The sequence below is a fragment of the Nocardia sp. NPDC001965 genome, assembly GCF_053594175.1.
Window position 1 is genome coordinate 322,510 of sequence record NZ_JBSFDZ010000003.1, and the last position, 18,588, is coordinate 341,097.

Here is an 18,588-nt window from a genome sequence, read left to right on the forward strand (position 1 = left end):
CCTCGTGTCGTTCCCCGGTATCCGATCATGTCGACAGGGCGGCGTGTTACGCGGTCGCGGGCCGGGCGCGCAGCCAGGCCAGCAGGAAGGCGACCGCGAAAGTCATATGGACCACGCCGAATACGACCGCCACATCGCGGGCCTGGCCGCTGAGTACACCCCATACATCGTTGAGGGCGACCACGCCGAAACCGGTCAGATTCGCGAGGACGACAGTGTTGCCGATGGTGGCGGGTTCGGTATCACGCGATAGCCAGTCGAGCAGCGCGATGCCGAGGAAGGGGCCGCCCAGCAGGCGTAACAGCGCGATCAGTTCGGGCGAGGCATTCTCGGGTACCGCACCGACGCCGAATTGCGCCGGGGCCAGCAGCAGGGCGGACCCGATCACGGCGAGATAGGCCGCGGCGACGGTGAGCAGTGGTTTGTGCATCGGGCGAGGTCCTGTTCGGTGGCCGATCCGGCGAGGGATCGGCAGGGTCGGCGGGCGGGGATCGGTACCGCCATTATGGATAGTGAAAGTATCCATAATGGAAACCTACGCTATCCGTATTGCGGTGTCCAGTGGTAGCCGTGCGGGCTTCGGCGCAGTCGGATCGAAAGGATTTCCCGCACAGCGACTGCCGCGGACAATGGCTTTCGTCGTCTGTGAAACGAGGATTCCATGTACGATGTCCGCCGCTTGATCCTGCTCCGCGACCTTTCCGAACGTTCCACCATGACAGCCGTTTCGGAACTGCACGGCATCACGACCTCGGCTGTGTCGCAGCAACTGCGGATCCTCGAAGAGGAGGTCGGCACAGTTCTCACCCGCCGCGACGGCCGGGTGCTGCGCCTGACCTATGCCGGGCAGGTGCTGGTGGACCACACCTCGCGGATCGTCGCGGCACTGGAAGAGGCGGAGAGCGCGGTGGCCGTGACCGCCGAGCAGGTGACCGGAGTCCTCACCCTGGCGACATTCCGAACCGCCCAGACCCGGTTCGCGCTACCGGCCGCCGCCGAACTGATGCGTGAACACCCGGGCCTGCGGGTGCGGGTGGTGGAACTGAGGCCGGTGGAATCGGTGCCCGCCCTGTGCCGTCGGGAAGTGGATCTGGCGATCACCTACGCGTACTCGTTCGGTACCCGGGATCTGCCGGTCGGCCTCACCTCGGATTTCCTCGGCGACGATCCGCTGGTGCTCATCGCGCCTGCCGGACTGCGGGAGGAGGTGCGGCGGCGCGGGCTGGTGGCGGCTCGCGACGCCGACTGGATCGCGGCGCGGGACGGCGCACCCTCGATCGCCTCGGTCATGTTCGCCTGCCGGGAAGCCGGTTTCGCCCCGCGGATCCAGCACCGCAGCGGCAGTTTCGACGGAATGGCGGAGATGGTGGCACATGGGCTGGGTGTCGCCATCGTGCCGGAGATGTCGCTGTCCGTCGAACATCGAGCGCTGGTGTCGGGACCGGTGGCCGACAGCCTCCGCCGGGTCGGTGTGACCTACCGGCAGGCATCCGCGGCGCGTCCGGCGGTGGCCGCGGCCGTCCGGATCCTGCACAGGGTCCGCGCCCCACACGAACTGGTGTCCTGAAGGCGAGCTCCGATTCGTCCATCCGAACCATGCCGCCATGGGAGGCCACGATCTCGTCCACGATCGCCGGTCCGAGCCCGATGCCTCCGGTGTGGCGGCTTCGGTGCCCCGCAGGTCGGCGCCACGGTTTCGATCAGTTGGAGCTCAGGCGAGTAGTTCTCTGGTGCCGGTGGCGCCGGGTGCAGCGAGAACTTCTGCCGCATTCCCGGTCTCGACCACCCGGCCGTCGGCGATGACCACGATCTCCTGGCAGTATCGGACGACCAGATTCATGTCGTGGCTGATGACGATGACGGCGATCCCTTTCTCCAGCCGGCTGCGTTCGATCACGTCCATGACCGCCGTCGCCGTCTCCGCATCCAGGGCGGAGGTTATCTCGTCGCACAGAAGGACATCCGGCTCGGCGGCCAGAGCCCGGGCGATCGCCACCCGTTGTCGCTGACCTCCCGAGAGCTGCCCTGGGTAGCGATGCAGGAGCTCGGGATCCAGTTCGACACTGCGCATCAGGCCGTTCGCCCGGTGGGCCACCTCGTGCCGTGAAGACATGCCGGCAAGCTTCATCGGGCGGGACAGCGTCTGCAACACGGTGTGTTTCGGGTTGAGTGTGGACAGTGGGTTCTGCGGGATGAGTTGGACCCGTCGCCTGTCGCGCCGTGATCGCCGCGTCCGGCCGACCGGAATGCGGCGGCCGCTGACTTCCACTGTGCCCGATGCGGGGGAGTGCAGTCCGGCCAGCACCCGGGCCAGGGTCGTTTTTCCCGCCCCTGATGGGCCGACTACGGAGACAGCGCGACCGGCCGAGACCGCGAGGTCGACGGAATCGAGCAGTGTCCGGCCACCCGTGGTAGCGGAGATCGACCGGGCCTGCAACGCGGGTGCCCCCTCGGGCACGGGACACAGGGCGGGGCCCGCGGGCCGCTTCGGCGACTTCGGTGACTCTCCGAGGTGGACGACGTCATCCGCGATTCGATGCAAGGCAGCCGTGTCGTGGCCCGATACCACCACCGCGACATCGTCGTCGGTGGCGAGCGAACGCAGGAGATCACCGATCTCATTACGTAGTTGTCCGTGCAATCCGGCGATGGGCTCATCGACGACGACGACCTCGACTCGGCGAACCAAGGCGAGTGCGAGCGCCACCCGACGTTGCTCGCCACCGGACAGTTCTCCCGGCCGGCGGTGCAGACAGTGGTCGGGTAGTCCGACTCGTCCGAGGGCGGCGGCGAAGTCGGTATCTGTTCGTCTGCCGGTTGCTTCGGTGAAGTGGGACCGAATCCGCATGGTCGGATTCAGCGCCGCTCCAGGGTCCTGGCCGACGAAGGCAGTTCGGGCGCGGCGGAAGGTCTGCAGCGCTGCCGGCTCGAGGGCGAAGACATCCCGGCCGCAAACGTTCACGGCACCACTCGAGCGTGTGGTGCCGGCGGCGAGGTGGCCGAGTACTGCCCGCATCAGTGTTGTCTTGCCCGCGCCGGAAGGACCGGTGACAGCGGTGATGGTTCCCGGTGGCACCCGCAAAGAGATCGGGGCCAGCAGTTCGGTTCCCGATGTTGCGCGCACGGACAACTCGTCGACCAGGATCTTGCCGGTCTCGATCACCATTCGGTCGGTCATACCGCACGCCTTCCTCGACCGAACATCGCGACCGCGGTGTTCACACTGACTGCCAGCATCCCGATTGCCAGGCTCGGTGCCAGCAATGCTGCGGGGTTGAGCAGGATTCCGGATGCGTTCTCGCGGACCATGACCGCCCAGTTGGCCTCGCCGAGCGTGGTCGGCAGCTGGAGGAACGCGGCGGTGCTGACGAGATACATTGCCTCGACGAATCGCAGGCCCAATTGAGTGAGCAGCGTTTCGCGGAGATTGGGCAGTAGTTCCCGGAACACCAGGTAGGTGGTCTTCTCGCCGCGTCCCCGGGCAGCTTCGATGAAACCGGATGCCGCGATGCCGCTGGCCGCTGCCGCGAAGACACGCGCGGTATAGGGCGTGCCTGCTACCACGGAGATGACCACCAGCCCTACGGTTCCCGATTCCGGCCACGACAGCATGAACAGCAGGATCGCGAGGACCGGGGGAAGGAGCATGCCCAGATCCGCGGTTCGCTCGATCCACGTCCCGGCTCGGGGATACAGCGCCGCGACCGATCCCAGTACAGCGGCCGACGCCGTCACGAGCGCGGCGATGACCGTGGCTATCAGCAGCAACCCCCAACCGCCGTGTAGCAATTGGCTGAGGACGTCGTGGCCGAGCCGGTCGCCGCCCAGCCATGCTCCGCTGTGGGGCTTTTCGAACGTGATACCGACAGCGTGGTCGACCGGGTGCGGGGCGAACAAAGGCCCGACCACGGCCAGGACGATCACGACGACGGCCGGCAGCGCAGTGAGCCACAGCCGTCGTGTACTCGTCGGGTGGGCGAGAGCCGGGGCGGTGGTCACGGCCGCCCCCGATTCGACCAGGCTCGGAGGACGTCGGCTATCAACAGGATGCACATGATGGTGGTCCCGGTGAGCGCCACGACCGCTGCCACCAGCGCGGTGTCGCGGTCGGAGACGGATCCGGCGATCATGGCGCCCATTCCCGGATAGTTGAAGATCGTCTCGACGACGAGCGCTCCCCCGAACAAGGTGCCGACCGAGGTGGCCAGAGACATCGCGATGGTCGGGAGCGCGAAAGGCAGGATGTGCCGGAGCAGTACCGTATGTTCGGGCAGTCCGTTGAGGATGGCGCTGTCGACGTGCGGGGCGCTGCCGGCGTCGGTCAACGCGCCTCGGACGACGCGTAGATTCCATCCGGCCTGCGGGATGGCCAGGGCCAGTACGGGCAGGATGAGCATATGCGCGCTCGCGGGGTATCCGGACCGGTCGGTGAACGTCACCGCGGGTAACCAGTCCAGCCACAGCGAGAAAACGATCATCAGCATCGTCGCGACGACGAACTCCGGGACAGCGATCACGAACGCCGATCCCGGCTGCAGCACCCGTGCCAGGAGGCTGCCGGGACGGGCCGCCCACCACGCGCCGAGGAGTAGCGAGATCACGGTCGTCGCGAGCATTGCGAGCGAGGCCAGGAGCAGGGTCTGCGGGAATGAGGCCGCGAGGAGCTCGTTGACGGATCGGCCGCGAGCGGTCGTGCCGAAGTCGCCGGTCGCGGCACCGCTGAACCATTCCCAGAACCGGACCGGCAGCGGTCGGTCCAATCCCAGTTCGTGTTGTTTGGCCGCGACCTGCTCGTTGCTCGCGTCGCGGCCGAGTACTGCCCGTGCGGTGTTACCCGGCAGCAGGTCGACAACGACGAACACGACGGCGAGCAGGGCGATCAGCAGCCCGATTCGCCGTGCGACGACACCGGTGAAGGCGATCAATTCGACAACCACACACGCTCGAGTTGTACGCGACCATAGCCACCGAGCTTCGGGAGGTCCTGGACGGCGGTCGAAGCGATATCGATGCCGTCGGCCATACCCCACACGATGTAGCCGCCCCGGTCGTACTGAATCCGCTGGATCGCGTGACTGGCATCGGTGAAACCCATGCCGGGCGCCGCGGCGAGTGCGGCGGCACAGGCCCTGTCGAAGAACCCGTCGTGGAAGTTGGTCTCATTCCATTTCGTGCGTGAATACATGACCTTGCTGGCGTAGAACATGATCGAGTCGTTGGTGCCCCAGTTGACCGTGTACAGCGGTGCTTTCAGCCAGGTGTCATCGTAGAACGCGTTGGCCTCCTGCACCACGACCTCGGTATCGAGGCCGATCTCCGCGACCTGGCTCGCGAAGACCTTCGCCGACTCGACCTCGCCCGCGGCTTCCTGCTTCGTCATCAGCTGGTAGGTCCGGCCGGTGTCGAATTTCGCCTCGGCGAGCAGCGTCCTGGCGCGATCCAGATCACGGGATCGCTGCGGGATCGCAGCATCGTAGGTCGGATCTGCGGTGCCTAGGATATCGTTGGCGACGGTGCCGTAACCCGAAAGGACCTGTGCCACCATCGCTTCACGATCGACGGCCAGGCGCAGCGCTTCTCGCACGCGCGGGTCTGCGAAGGGGCCGTCGGAGGTTCTCATCGCGATAGCGACCGCCACATCGTCGGGTCGCCGGATCACTTGAAGGCCGTCGCGGGTCTCCGCCATCCGCCCCGCCACAGCACCGACGCTGGAGGCGAGATCGATCTGTCCCGCCAAGATCGCGTTGGCCATGGATTCGGGGCTCTCGAACAATGTCACTTCGATCGCGTCGAGCAGTGGAGCGCCACCGTGCCACCCGTCGTTGCGCACCAGGCGCGCATTTCCGTTGTTGTAGGACTCGAGCCGGAACGGGCCGGAGCCGACGGCTCGCGCGTAATCGGTCGTTCCCTTCGGAACTGCGAAGGTCATCATGCGGAGCAGCATGGGCAGCTGGCTGTTCGGAGCTGCGCAGGTCAGCACGACAGCATTCGGTCCGGCCGCTTCGATGTCGTCGACGGAGGCCACCGGAACTTTCGTTTCGCCCGCGATTTCGCGAAGTCGGCGAAGCGACCACACCACATCGTCGGAAGTGACCGGGCGACCGTCGTGGAAACGCGCTCCGTCCGCGATCGTAAAGGTCCAATTGCGCTGTTCGCGATCCGATTCCCATTTTGACGCCAGCCGGGGCGCGACATTCGGGTCGGTACCAGGGACGGTCAGCGCGTCATAGACGAGCGACATGATCAGAAAATCGCTCTCGTTGCTCATCGTCTGGTGCGGATCTCGTTCGGTCTTGGATGATTTGCCGATGGCACCCACACGCAGCGTGCCGCCACGTTGTGGCGGTCCGCTCACGCTGCCGTTCGGGGATGTTCCGCCACCACAACCGGCCAGCACAAGAACGGCACCGAGGCCCAACCCTGCCCTGAATATACGACGCCTGCTCAATTCCACTGCTCGACCTCATCCACAATAGAATTACTAAGGTTAGCCTGCGCTAACCGAACTGAGAATATCCCGGCGCACGCGCTCTGGGCAACACCAGCGACCACGGTCTGCCGAAGCGGGCTGCCCACGTCGGCGGCGCCGAACAACCCGATACTGCGGGGGGCAGCGGTTCGTCGGTGGATCCGCCACCGTAGACGTAGGAGAAGTCGAAGGACCCGCTGGGCATGACCGGCCGGGGCATCACCGACCAACGCGCTCCCTTGCGGAAGGTGGCCGTGGCCGGCAGGCCGGTGCAGAGTCCGACCCATACGCCGGGGCCGTGCAGTCCGAAGACGAACGCTCGCGACGGAGCCAGGGCTGCGTGTCGGTCGGCGGCACGGGCATTCAGGTGAGATGGTTCCGGTTGCCGACCGCGCGACGAGTGGCGGTGACTGCGACAGCGGCAGCGACCCGACGACGTCACCGATCCGGATCGCGATGATTCCCCGAATCGCGGTGATTCCTGGCCTGTCCACGGCGGGGTCGCCCTGGCATCTTTCGTCGTACTGCAACGAGAGATGAGGGATGCAGTCGATGGCAACCGAGATATTCGCGGTGGCCACGGAATGTGCCCGGGGTCCGGCGACATCCGCCGGACCCCGGGGGCAGACCACCGCCGACCCGATACGGCAGGTGATCCGCAATCCGGTGTCACGGTCGGGCCCCCACCCCGGCCCGTGGCGGCCCGACCGGGGCACCGGCGGCCGGCTGTGCCCAAGGTTTGGATTCAGAGTGATCGAGACCGGCGACGCTGCGCCGGTCGCTCTCTAACGTCATTTTCAGCAACCGGGAGACCGCCCTGTCGGCGGCCCCCGGCCCGACGATGCCGCGGCCGGTCGCCGGCCCGGTGCGATCCGGAGAACTCGATGAAACGACCCGTAGCCCTGTTCGGGGTAGTCGCCGCCACGTTCGCCCTCGCGGCGTGTGGAGGTGGGGTGGACCCGGCCGGTGCCACCGGTCCGCCGCAGCCCGGCGGAACCCTGCGGTACGGACTCTCCCAGGCGCCGACCTGCTCCGATCCGGCGCAGAGCGGTACCAACCAGACCATCTACGTCACCCGCCAGATCGCCGATTCGCTGACCGATCAGGATCCGGCGAGCGGGGAGCTCCGGCCGTGGCTGGCCCAGCGCTGGGAAGTGAGCCCGGATGCGCGAACGTTCACCTTCCATCTGCGCGACGGCGTGACCTTCAGCGACGGCACCCCGCTGACCGCGGAATCGGTACGCGGCACTCTCGATTCGATTGTGCACGTGCTGGGCGGCGCCAAAGCCCCGCTGGCCGCCACCTATCTCGCCGGCTACACCGGCACCGATGTGGTGGACCCGCAGACCGCGCGCGTGCGGTTCGATACCCCCAATGTGCAGTTCCTGCAGGCGACGTCGACTCCGCAGCTGGGTATCCTCGCCGCCGCCACCACGGCTGAGCAAGCCGAACAGCGCTGCCTCGGCGATACGATCGGCAGCGGCCCCTTCACCTATGCCGGATACCGGCAGGGTGATTCGGTCACCCTCGCCAAACGTGCCGGATACAACTGGGGTTCGGCGGTGTTCGCCCATCAGGGCGAGGCGTACCTGGACCGTATCGAGTTCACGGTCGTCCCGGAGTCCGGCGTGCGTACGGGCAGTCTGGTGTCCGGTCAGCTCGACGCGACCAGCGATGCCCTGCCCCAGGACGCGCCGCAGATCGAAGCCGCGGGCGGACAGGTGGCGACCGCCTCGAACCCGGGGATCACCTTCGGTCTGCAACCCAACGTGAACCGGGGCCCGCTGCGCGATCGCGCCGTGCGAACGGCCCTGCTGTCCGCGGTCGACCGGCAGGAACTCGTCGATACCGTGCTGGGGCCGCAGTTCCGGGTGGCGACCAGCCCGCTGGCCCATACGACGCCCGGCTATGTCGATCTCAGCGGTGACCTCGGGTTCGATATCGATGCGGCGAAGCGGCAACTCGACGCGGCGGGCTGGGCTCCTGGTGGGGACGGTATCCGCGCGAAGAACGGAGAACGCCTGTCCTTCGGTGTGCTGTTCAGTGCGGCGTTCGCCGGAAACCAGGCCATTCTCGAACTCCTGCAGCAGCAGTTGCGGGCCGCGGGTGTGGAGCTGCGACTGGAGCCGGCCGCCAACGCCGACTACACCGTGCGGCAGAACAGCAAGGATTTCGACACCATCTACTACAACGTCACCCGTGCCGACGGCGATATCCTGCGCGCCAATTTCGGCCTCGATGCCCGAAACCTCAACGATCGTGGCGCGATCCCCGCACTCGACGCCGTGCTGTCCGGCCAGCTGGCGACGGTCGATGCCGCGAAACGGGCTCAGCAGATCGGGGAGGCCCAGCGCCTGCTGCTCGACGAGGGACTGTGGATCCCGACCATCGAGCTGTCCCAGGCCATCGGCGTCGCGAACACGGTCGGGGGCCTGACCTTCGAAGCATCGGCGCGGCTACAGTTCTTCGATACCTGGCGCAGCGGCCGATGACCGCGCCGGTCCGGTACGTGCTGCTGCGTGTGCTCCAGGCCGCCGGCGTGCTGTGGGCGGCGTTCACCGTCTCGTTCGCCGTGCTCTATCTGCTGCCCGCCGACCCGGTGCAGCTCGCCGTGGACGCCAACCCGGGCACCCCGGTCGACGCGGCCGCGGTGGCCGAACTACAGGCCCGGTACGGCCTGGACAAACCGCTGTGGGAGCAGTACGGGACGGCGGTGATCCACGCCGTGCGTGGCGATCTCGGGCATTCGCTGAGTACCGGCCAGACCGTGGTCGAGGCCATCGGCGAGGCGCTGCCGTCCACGCTGGCGCTGGCCGGCACCACCCTGCTGCTGGCCGTACTGTTCGGCTCGGCCCTGGCCCTCGCCGCCTCCTATACCGAGAGTGATCGGCTGCGTGGCCTGCTGACCGCGCTGCCACCGGTGGGCGCGGCCATGCCCACCTTCTGGGTCGGGTTGATCCTGCTGCACCTGTTCTCCTTCCAGCTGCGGCTGGTTCCCGCGTTCGGCGGTACGGGTTTGCACGGGACGATCCTGCCCGCGGTCACGCTGGCTGTTCCGGTGGGAGCGGTGATCGCACAGGTGCTCTACAGCAATCTGATCACGACCTGGTACCAGCCGTTCGTCGCGGTCGCGTTCGCCAAAGGCGCTTCCCGTGTGTGGGTGCAGTGGCGCCATGTGTTGCGCGCGGCCGTCGGACCGGCCCTCACCATCGCGGGGGTCTGGGTCGGGACGGTGCTCGCCGGATCGGTGATCGTGGAAACGGTTTTCGCCCGCGCCGGGGTCGGTCGCCTCACCCAGACCGCGGTGCTGAACCAGGACATTCCGGTGGTGCAGGGGATCGTCGTCTTCAGCGCGGCGGTGTACGTCCTGGTGAATCTACTGGTGGATCTGGCGTACCCGTTGCTCGACGCGCGAGTGGTCGACGGATTCCGCGGGAAGGAGAAAGTCCTTGCCTGAGGTTCGTGAACTCGTCGCGCCGCAACCGGACAGAGTCCGGCCGTCCCGCCGGGACCGCCCGGGTGCCGGTGTCGTGCTCTCCGGTGTCGTGCTGGTTCTCGTACTCGGCTGGGCGGTGCTGCCCGCGCTGTTCGCCGGCGGCGACCCGCTGACGGGTGTACCGGGCGAGAAGTTCCGGGCACCGGATCTCGACCACTGGTTCGGCACCGACAATCTCGGCCGCGACCTCTACACCCGGGTCGTGCACGCGGCAGCACTGTCGCTCACCGCCACTGTGCTCGCCGTGGCGATCGGGCTGGTCGCCGGGTCGCTGCTCGGGGTGGTATCGGGTGTGCTGGGCGGAACCGTGGACAGCATCGTGATGCGCGGCGTGGACGTGCTGCTGTCGATTCCGGAACTGCTCGTCTCGCTCGCCCTGGTGACGGTGCTCGGCTTCGGGACCGGCAATGTCGCGCTCGCGGTCGGAGTCGCGCTCATCGCCCGGTTCGCCCGGTTGATGCGCGCGGAAGTGCTGCGGGTGCGGCAGGCACCGTATGTGGAGGCGGCCCGGGCCTGCGGGGTGCGCTGGTACGGGGTGCTGTTCCGGCATGTACTGCGCAATGCCTACGCGCCGGTCGCCGCGCTCGCCGCCGTCGAGTTCGGTCTGGCGGTGCTCGCCGTGTCCTCGCTGAGCTTCCTCGGCTACGGTGCGGCCCCGCCGACGCCGGAATGGGGATCGCTGATCTCGGAGGGACGCAACTATCTCGCCACCGCCTGGTGGCTGACCGCACTACCCGGTCTGGTCATCGTCGCGGTGGTGCTCTCCGCCCAGCGTCTCGGCCGGGCCTTCGCTCAGGAAGGATCGCGGTGACACCTCACGACACCGTTCACGTGCAGGCTCAGCACAGTGCTCACGTACCGTCGGATCGGCCGCCGGTGCCGGGAGCGGCCTCCGAGGCCGACCCGCTGGTGGCGACGGTCCGCCGGATCCGCGGTTTCCTGCGGGCGGGCTGGCGTTTCCAGACCGGGCTGGCCGAGCGGGCGCCGGGACTCTACCTGTCCGGAGGGGCGCTGTGAACGGCGCCGGGGAACCGCTGTTACAGGTCGAGGGATTGACAGTCGAATACCGGTCCGGCACCACCACGACCACGGCAGTCGACGGGATATCGCTCACGATCCGCGCGGGCGAGACACTCGCCGTGGTCGGCGAGTCCGGATCGGGTAAATCCAGCCTGGCCCACGCGGTGATCGGCCTGCTGAGCGGTGGGGGAGAAGTCACCGCGGGGACGGTCACCTTCGCCGGTGAACACCTCGAGCGCCTGCCCGCGCGGGCCTGGCGGCGGATCCGCGGTACCCAGATCGGGTTCGTCCCCCAGGATCCCGCGGTCTCCCTGAACCCGGTGCTGCGGATCGGTGACCAGGTAGCCGAGACGCTGCGGATCCACGGTCGCGCGGATCGGCGGACCGCGCGCGCCGAAGCGATCCGGATCCTCACGGAGGCGGGTATCGATCGACCCGCCCTGCGCGCCCGGCAGTTCCCTCAGGATCTCTCCGGTGGCCAGCGCCAGCGGGTGCTCATCGGGATCGCGCTCGCGTGCGGACCGCGCCTGGTCATCGCCGACGAACCGACCAGCGCCCTGGACGTCACTGTGCAGCGCCGGATCCTCGACCATCTCGCCGGGCGCACCGCCGAATCGGGCACGGCGGTGCTGTTGATCACCCATGACCTCGGGGTCGCCGCCGATCGCGCCGATCGGATCGTGGTGATGCGAAACGGCCGGATCGTGGAATCGGGTACCGCCGAGGCGGTGTTCACCGAACCGCGGCACGACTACACCCGCCGCCTGCTCGCCGCCGCGTCGAGGACCGGCCGGACGCACCGTCCCGAACGCCCGCGCTCGGCCACACCGCTGCTGTCGGCCCGGGGCCTGCACAAGAGCTTCCGAGTGGCGCGGGGTACCACCCTGGCGGCCGTCACCGATGTCTCACTGACGATCGACCGTGGCGAAACCCTCGCCGTCGTAGGTGAATCCGGCTCCGGAAAGTCCACGACCGCCCGGATCGTCGCCCGGCTGGAGAACCCCGACCGCGGCACCGTGGAATTCGACGGTACCGATATCGGTGCATTGCGCGGCGCCCGGTTGCGGGAGTGGCGGCGACGCGTGCAGATCGTTTATCAGAACCCGTACGGCTCGCTGAACCCGAAACTCACGATCGGCGATATCGTGGCCGAGCCGTTGCGGGCCTTCGGTATCGGGGATCGGTCCACCCGCCGCGACCGGGTCGCCGAATTGCTCGATCAGGTCGCGCTACCCGCTTCCGCGGCGGTCCGGCGTCCGGCCGAACTGTCCGGCGGTCAGCGTCAGCGAGTGGCCATCGCCCGGGCGCTGGCCTTGCGCCCGGATCTGGTGATCCTCGACGAACCGGTGTCCGCGCTGGATGTCTCGGTGCAGGCGCAGATCCTGAGCCTGCTCGACGCACTGCAAACCGAGCTGTCGCTCGGCTATCTGTTCGTCTCCCACGATCTGGCGGTGGTCCGCGGGATGAGCGACCGGGTCGCGGTCATGCGGGCGGGCCGCATTGTGGAAACCGGCCCGACTGCCGAGATCTTCGAATCGCCCCGGCACGAGTTCACCCGGGAACTGCTGATGGCCGTACCGGGAGCCGCGCGCCGGCACCGGCCGAGCGAGAGGACCGCGTGATGACTCCGGTGCCGCCACTGCTGTTCGCCGTCGAATTGACCGGTACGGGAATACATCCCGCATCGTGGCGGCGCCCCGATTCCCGGGCCGAGGACCTGTTCACCCCCGGTTACTGGGTGGACGCGGCCGCCGCCGCCGACCGCGCCGGACTGGATCTGGTCTTCCTGCCGGATTCTTTCGCTCTGCAATCCGGGGAGGAGCGGGGTCGGCTGGAAGCCGTCGGTATCGCGGCCCGCGTCGCGACGGCCACCACCCGGCTCGGTGTGATCCCGCAGGCCCCGGTGACCCATACCGAGCCGTTCCACCTGTCGAAGGCGATCGCGAGCCTGGACTACGCGACGCTGGGCCGTGCGGGCTGGGAGGTGACGGTATCTCCGGGCGCCGAACAGGCGAGGCTGTTCGGCCGCAAATCCGGACAGCCTGCGGATTCGCTGTGGCACGAAGCCGGTGAGGCGGTCGAGGTGGTCACCCGGTTGTGGGACAGCTGGGAGGACAACGCGGAGATCCGGGACACCGCGACCGGCCGTTTCGTCGACCGCGAGAAACTGCACTACATCGATTTCGCCGGTGACCACTTCTCGGTGAGGGGTCCGTCGATCACGCCCCGTTCCCCGCAGGGGCAGCCGCTGATCGCCGTACGGGCCGACGGACCGCATGCCACCCGGATCGCGGTGCGTTACGCGGATCTCATCCGGATAGCCGCCCCGGACCTCGCCGCCGCGGCGGAGACCCGCTCGATTCTGCGCTCGGCGGTAGCGGCGGCGGGCCGCGACCCCCGGCAGGTCCGGATCCTGCTCGATCTGGAAGTCCATCTCGCGCAGTCGGCGGCGCAGGCCGCGCGGGAGGTGGACCGGCTGGAGGAATGGACTGCCACCGCGGGTCCGGACAGTCTGCGCCATGTGGGTACCGCCGGTGCTCTCCGCGACCTGGTCGCGCAGGTGCGCGGGGAATGCGCCGCGGACGGCCTGGTCCTGCGGCCGCTCGCCCTACCCGCGTTCCTGAACCGTCTCCCGGTTCCGCTCACCACCTTGCGCGACAGGCTGGGCCTGCCGCGTCCCCTCAACCGCTACGCGACCGAACGGGGCTGATATGCCGACGACCCAGTCGGGTAAGCAGATCCATCTCGCCGCTCATTTCCCGGGCGTCAACAACACCACTGTCTGGACCGATCCCGAATCCGGCAGCCAGATCGATTTCGATTCCTTCACCCATCTGGCCCGCACCGCCGAGCGCGGACTGTTCGACTTCTTCTTCCTCGCCGAAGGGTTGCGGCTACGCGAGCACCGCGGCCGGATCCACGATCTCGACGTGGTGGGCCGCCCCGATACCTTCACCGTGCTCAACGCCCTCGCCGGGGTCACAACCCGGCTGGGCCTGGCGGGCACCATCAACACGACCTTCAACGAACCGTTCGAGCTGGCGAAGCAGTTCGCGACCTTGGATCACCTGTCCGGCGGCCGTGCCGCCTGGAACGCGGTCACCTCGTCGGACGCCTTCACCGGCGAGAATTTCCGGCGGGGCGGATATCTCGACCACGCCGACCGGTACACCCGGGCCGCGGAGGTGATCGCCGCGACCCGCGCGCTGTGGGACAGCTGGCCCGCGGACGCCCTGGTCGTCGACCGGGAACGGGGCGTGTTCGCCCGGCCGCTGCCGGAGTTCCGTTATCGGAGCGGGCAATTCGACATCGAGGGCACCTTCGTACTGCCGCGCAGTCCGCAGGGCCACCCGGTGCAGTTGCAGGCCGGGGATTCCGAGGAAGGCCGGGAGTTCGGTGCCGCCACCGCGGACGCGATCTTCAGCAGGCACGGCGAACTCGCCGCGGGCCAGGAGTTCTACACCGATATGAAGGACCGGCTCGCGCGGTACGGCCGCCACCGCGACGATCTGCTCATCCTGCCCGCGGCCACCTTCGTTCTCGGGGACAATCGGGCGGACGCCGAGGACCGCGCTCGGCACATCCGCCGCCGGCAGGTGGGGCCGCAGACCGCCATCGCCTTCCTCGAACAGGTCTGGGGTCGCGATCTGTCCGGCTACGACCCCGACGGGCCACTTCCCGATATCGAACCGCTCGACGATGTCACCATCACCCGGGGCCGGGTGCGGCACGCCCGGGATCCGCGGGCGGTGGCGCTGCAGTGGCGGGCCCGGGCCGAGGCGGAGAACCTCTCGATCCGCGAATTGATCATCGAGGTCACCGCACGTCAGCAGTTCGTCGGTTCGCCGGCCCAGGTCGCGGCCGAGATCGACCGATATGTCCAGGAGGACGCCGCCGACGGTTTCATCCTGGTGCCCCACCTGACTCCGGCCGGGCTCGACGAATTCGTCGACAAGGTCGTCCCCGAACTCCAGGACCGCGGCCATTTCCGCACCGAATACACCGGCACGACCCTGCGCGAACATCTGGGCCTGCGCCACCCCCATCGAGCCGACGAGAAAGCGCGTGCGTCATGACCGTACCCCTCTCCGTGCTGGACCTTTCGCCGATCAGCACCGGATCGACTGCCCGGCAGGCGATCCGCAACACCGTCGACCTCGCCCGGCACGCCGAGTCCTGGGGGTACCGCCGTTTCTGGGTGGCCGAACACCATTTCGTCGCGGTCGCCTCCTCGGCGCCCACCGAACTGATCGCCCTGATCGCCGGTGCCACCGAGACGATCCGCGTCGGCACGGCCGCGGTGCAGGCCGGGTATCGCACCTCGGCCTCGGTGGTCGAATCGTTCGGCACGATCGATGCCCTGCACCCGGGCCGGCTCGATCTGGGACTGGGCCGTTCGGCGCACCGGATCGGGCAACTGCGGTCGCCGGGCGCGCCGCCCGCGCCTGTTCCGCCCCGGCCGACCGTCGTTCGGGACGGGGTGGTCGTCCCGCCGCCGTTCGCTCCGACGCAGATCAGCGATACGACCCGATTGGTGGCGTCGCTGGAGGCGCTGCGGTTGCCTGGGGCCGAACCGCTCGACTACGCCCGGCAGGTGACCGAGATCCGGGCGCTGCTGGCCGGAACCTTCACGACGGCCGACGGTATCGCCCTGCACGCCGTACCCGGCGAGAACGCCGGAGTCGAACTGTGGTTGTTCGGCAGCAGCGGTGGCGAGAGCGCCCAGCTCGCCGGTTCGCTCGGGTTGCCGTTCGTGGCCAACTATCACGTGTCACCGGGGACCATCCTGGAAACCGTCGAGGCCTACCGTGCGGCATTCCGGCCCTCGGCGCGCTATCCGGAACCGTATCTGGTGGTCTCGGCGGATGTCGTCGTCGCCGCGGAGGAGTCCCGGGCCCGGCATCTGGCCTCCACCTACGGGCACTGGGTCGCCGGTATCCGCAGCGGCGCGGGCGCCGCGGAATACCTGGACCCGGATACCGCGCCGCCGCTCACCGAACACCAGCGGCGCCTGGTGGAGGACCGGGTGAACACCCAGTTCGTCGGGACGCCGGGCTGGGTCGCCGCGCGCCTGTCCGCGCTCCGCGCCCTCACCGGCGCCGACGAGCTCGTCGTCACCAGCGTCACCTTCCGGCACGCGGACCGTCTCACCTCGCATCGTCTCCTCGCCGAGGAGTGGGGACTGTCCGGGGCGCGGGCGGCGTAGCGGGCTGTCAAGGGTCGGGATACCCGCGACAGCGGGTCTCCGAGCTGCCGGGACATGGTGTCGGGTCGGCCGCCCGGCCGCACCGATCGGAACCGCCGCCCGGGGGCCGTCGCCGGGCACCGTGATCCGGTAACCTGCTCGCATGGGAGGCCCAGCTTGAGCGGCAATATTTTCGTCTCGGTCGCCGCATATCGTGACCCCGACTGCGTCAATACACTGCAGAGTCTTTTTGCCACAGCGCATGATCCGGATCGGCTCAGGGTGGGTTTGTGCTGGCAGGCGCTGCCCGGCGCCGACGACGAACTGTACCCGGTGCGGGATCGGAAGGACCAGTGCGCGGTCCTGGCCGTAGACGCACGCGAAAGCCGCGGCGCATCCTGGGCCCGGTCGCGGATAGAGTCGCTGTGGGACGGCGAGGACTACCTGTTCCAGATCGATTCACATATGCGTTTCGTGCCGAACTGGGACTTCGAACTACGCAGTATGCTCACGAAATGCGAGTCCGAGAAGCCGGTCCTGACCACGTATCCGCATAAGTATCTGGACGGATACCCCGAAACGACGCAAGAGCTCGCCACGAGTTTCTACCCCACCATGTATGCGGAGAAGTTCGACGACGACGGGGTTCTGTTGTGCAATGGGTACGGCACTCTCATATCGGACGCACCGGAACGACCCGCCCGTAACCCCTTCTTCGGTGCCGGATTCGTCTTCGCGGCGGCTTCGTTGATCGAGGAGGTGCCCTACGACCCGTACCTCTACTTCTTCGGTGAGGAGGTCACTCGAGCAGCGCGGCTGTTCACACACGGCTGGGATATCTTCACCCCGAACGCGGTCCTCGCCAACCACGATTACGAGCGGCGGCCGGAAAGAGCACTGCATTGGGATGATCACCAGGACTGGTCGGACCTGGATCGGCGCTCCCGTGCCCGTCTTCGCCACCTGCTTCGGATGGAGGAATCCGAGGAACCGGAAGTCTTGATCGATATCGACAGGTACGGCCTCGGCGCGGTCCGAAGTCTCGTGGAATACGAGAATTTCGCCGGAATCGATCTCCGCACCCGCACGATTCATCGATGAGTCCACTCCGAGAATCGCGTACACGCTTCTCGAGCGGTTCTCGGTCATTTCGCCGGCATTCCCAACCGGGATTTCAGAAGGCGCCGCCCGAGGCGGGTAGTGCCGCACCGGTGATCCACCGTGCCTCTTCCGAGGCGAGAAAGCCCACGATATCGGCGATATCGCCGGGTTCGCCCAGGCGGCCCATCGGTATCGATGCGGCGATCCGATCGGCCTGCGCGAGTCCCGCAGCAGCCAGTGCGTCGGTGCGAACGGGACCGGGCAGCACGCTGTTGACCGTGATCGCACGCGGGGCGAGTTCCCGGGCGAGTACGCGCACCAGTTGTTCGGCGGCGGCCTTGCCGGCGGCATAGAGTCCGGATCCGGGCCGGTGGGTGACGGTGGCGCCCGAGGACACCACCACGATTCGCCCGCCGTCGCGCAATCGGTTCGCGGCTTCGCGGAGTACGAGGAAGGTGCCTTTCGTATTCACCGCGAACAGCCGGTCGAAATCGTCGTCGGTGGCCTCGGCGATCGGGGAGAAGTGTGCGATACCGGCATTGTTCACGACGATATCGATACCGCCGAACGCCGCTTCGGCCGCGTCGAACAGGTTGCGGATCTGTCCGGGATCGGCTACGTCGCCGGCCACGGATACGGCGCGTCCGCCGGCTTCTTCGATCGCCGTGACGACCTCGCCGGCGGCCGCCCGGTCGGTTCGATAGTTGACCACGACCGCGGCCCCGGAAGCGGCGAGACGGAGTGCGACCGCGCGGCCGATACCGCGGGAGCCGCCGGTGACGACTGCGACGGACACGAGTACCTCCAGAAGTAGGCGATATGGATAGTCGATATACTCGACTAATTATCGTATCCCGTCAACTGTCGATCATCTAAACTGCTCGTCGTGGCAGTGAACGATCACGACCTGGTTGCCGCCCTCGGCGGGCTCTACCGTGAGGTGAACGCGTTCTACGGTGCGATAGCCCGGGAATTCGGGCTCACCGCTCAGCAGATCGCGCTGCTCTGCCTGGTCGCGGACCAGCAGCCGACCTTCGGCGAACTCGCCGCCGCGCTCGGCTGCGACAAAACCAATATCACCGGCATGGTGGACCGGCTGGAACGTCGCGGTTATGTTGCGCGGCAACCGGACCCGGCCGACCGCCGGATCAGCAGGGTCGCGCCGACCGCCGCCGGGGTGGCGATCGGCGCGGATATCCGGGCGGCCATCGCCGGAAAACTCGCCGCGACCCTCCCGCACGTCGCGCGGATCGAACTCGCCGCCGCCGCAGCCGATCTGGTCACCGCTCTGTCCGATCGCGGTGGATCGCGATAGCG

General features: G+C 67.9%; 17 protein-coding genes. 11 read left to right on the forward strand and 6 right to left on the reverse strand.

Annotated elements, in window-relative coordinates; all coding sequences use genetic code 11:
* Positions 1 to 46 precede the first annotated feature (46 nt).
* Positions 47 to 430, reverse strand: coding sequence for a hypothetical protein (locus ACWCPQ_RS08015; RefSeq protein ID WP_449896056.1), 384 nt, complete (start codon positions 428 to 430; stop codon positions 47 to 49).
* Positions 431 to 661: 231 nt separating this feature from the next.
* On the opposite strand from ACWCPQ_RS08015, the gene ACWCPQ_RS08020 reads away from it, so the two are divergent.
* Complete coding sequence (locus ACWCPQ_RS08020) at positions 662 to 1,567, forward strand: LysR substrate-binding domain-containing protein (protein ID WP_449896058.1); 906 nt, start codon at positions 662 to 664, stop codon at positions 1,565 to 1,567.
* Between the two features lie 144 nt (positions 1,568 to 1,711).
* Here ACWCPQ_RS08020 and ACWCPQ_RS08025 read toward each other — a convergent pair whose 3' ends face one another.
* From ACWCPQ_RS08025 to ACWCPQ_RS08040, 4 genes are read right to left on the reverse strand one after another with little or no spacing between them, the layout of a single operon-like run.
* A complete protein-coding gene (locus ACWCPQ_RS08025; RefSeq protein WP_449896060.1) occupies positions 1,712 to 3,178 on the reverse strand; it encodes an ABC transporter ATP-binding protein in 1,467 nt (488 codons plus the stop codon).
* On the reverse strand, positions 3,175 to 3,999 hold the full coding sequence (locus ACWCPQ_RS08030; protein WP_449896062.1) for an ABC transporter permease subunit: 825 nt from the start codon (positions 3,997 to 3,999) through the stop codon (positions 3,175 to 3,177). Before ACWCPQ_RS08030 ends, ACWCPQ_RS08025 begins: the two co-directional genes overlap by 4 nt.
* Entirely contained in the window at positions 3,996 to 4,937 is a 942-nt protein-coding gene (locus ACWCPQ_RS08035) for an ABC transporter permease (protein WP_449896064.1), read from the reverse strand. The genes ACWCPQ_RS08030 and ACWCPQ_RS08035 overlap by 4 nt, the downstream gene beginning before the upstream one ends.
* Positions 4,922 to 6,268, reverse strand: a complete 1,347-nt coding sequence (locus ACWCPQ_RS08040) for an ABC transporter substrate-binding protein (RefSeq protein WP_449896066.1) — start codon at positions 6,266 to 6,268, stop codon at positions 4,922 to 4,924. The genes ACWCPQ_RS08035 and ACWCPQ_RS08040 overlap by 16 nt, the downstream gene beginning before the upstream one ends.
* A gap of 1,085 nt (positions 6,269 to 7,353) precedes the next feature.
* Here ACWCPQ_RS08040 and ACWCPQ_RS08045 point away from each other — a divergent pair.
* The 9 genes from ACWCPQ_RS08045 (at position 7,354) to ACWCPQ_RS08085 (ending at position 17,271) form a co-directional block, all read left to right on the forward strand.
* Positions 7,354 to 8,961, forward strand: a complete 1,608-nt coding sequence (locus ACWCPQ_RS08045) for an ABC transporter substrate-binding protein (protein ID WP_449896068.1) — start codon at positions 7,354 to 7,356, stop codon at positions 8,959 to 8,961.
* Complete coding sequence (locus ACWCPQ_RS08050; RefSeq protein ID WP_449896069.1) at positions 8,958 to 9,926, forward strand: ABC transporter permease; 969 nt, start codon at positions 8,958 to 8,960, stop codon at positions 9,924 to 9,926. The genes ACWCPQ_RS08045 and ACWCPQ_RS08050 overlap by 4 nt, the downstream gene beginning before the upstream one ends.
* Before the next feature lie 73 nt (positions 9,927 to 9,999).
* Complete coding sequence (locus ACWCPQ_RS08055) at positions 10,000 to 10,776, forward strand: ABC transporter permease (RefSeq protein ID WP_449896233.1); 777 nt, start codon at positions 10,000 to 10,002, stop codon at positions 10,774 to 10,776.
* Positions 10,773 to 10,982, forward strand: coding sequence for a hypothetical protein (locus ACWCPQ_RS08060; protein WP_449896071.1), 210 nt, complete (start codon positions 10,773 to 10,775; stop codon positions 10,980 to 10,982). The genes ACWCPQ_RS08055 and ACWCPQ_RS08060 overlap by 4 nt, the downstream gene beginning before the upstream one ends.
* Entirely contained in the window at positions 10,979 to 12,607 is a 1,629-nt protein-coding gene (locus tag ACWCPQ_RS08065; RefSeq protein WP_449896073.1) for a dipeptide ABC transporter ATP-binding protein, read from the forward strand. Before ACWCPQ_RS08060 ends, ACWCPQ_RS08065 begins: the two co-directional genes overlap by 4 nt.
* The gene (locus ACWCPQ_RS08070; protein ID WP_449896075.1) at positions 12,607 to 13,695 is read left to right on the forward strand and encodes an LLM class flavin-dependent oxidoreductase; all 1,089 of its coding nucleotides are present in this window, start codon (positions 12,607 to 12,609) and stop codon (positions 13,693 to 13,695) included. The genes ACWCPQ_RS08065 and ACWCPQ_RS08070 overlap by 1 nt, the downstream gene beginning before the upstream one ends.
* Before the next feature lies 1 nt (position 13,696).
* Complete coding sequence (locus tag ACWCPQ_RS08075; protein ID WP_449896077.1) at positions 13,697 to 15,061, forward strand: NtaA/DmoA family FMN-dependent monooxygenase; 1,365 nt, start codon at positions 13,697 to 13,699, stop codon at positions 15,059 to 15,061.
* Positions 15,058 to 16,191 (forward strand): LLM class flavin-dependent oxidoreductase, encoded by a 1,134-nt coding sequence (locus ACWCPQ_RS08080; RefSeq protein ID WP_449896079.1) that lies wholly within the window; start codon positions 15,058 to 15,060, stop codon positions 16,189 to 16,191. The genes ACWCPQ_RS08075 and ACWCPQ_RS08080 overlap by 4 nt, the downstream gene beginning before the upstream one ends.
* A gap of 54 nt (positions 16,192 to 16,245) precedes the next feature.
* Entirely contained in the window at positions 16,246 to 17,271 is a 1,026-nt protein-coding gene (locus tag ACWCPQ_RS08085; RefSeq protein ID WP_449896081.1) for a GlcNAc-transferase family protein, read from the forward strand.
* A gap of 73 nt (positions 17,272 to 17,344) precedes the next feature.
* Here ACWCPQ_RS08085 and ACWCPQ_RS08090 read toward each other — a convergent pair whose 3' ends face one another.
* Complete coding sequence (locus tag ACWCPQ_RS08090) at positions 17,345 to 18,067, reverse strand: glucose 1-dehydrogenase (protein ID WP_449896083.1); 723 nt, start codon at positions 18,065 to 18,067, stop codon at positions 17,345 to 17,347.
* A gap of 90 nt (positions 18,068 to 18,157) precedes the next feature.
* Here ACWCPQ_RS08090 and ACWCPQ_RS08095 point away from each other — a divergent pair, with 90 nt between their 5' ends.
* Positions 18,158 to 18,586, forward strand: a complete 429-nt coding sequence (locus ACWCPQ_RS08095; protein ID WP_449896085.1) for a MarR family winged helix-turn-helix transcriptional regulator — start codon at positions 18,158 to 18,160, stop codon at positions 18,584 to 18,586.
* Positions 18,587 to 18,588: the final 2 nt, after the last annotated feature.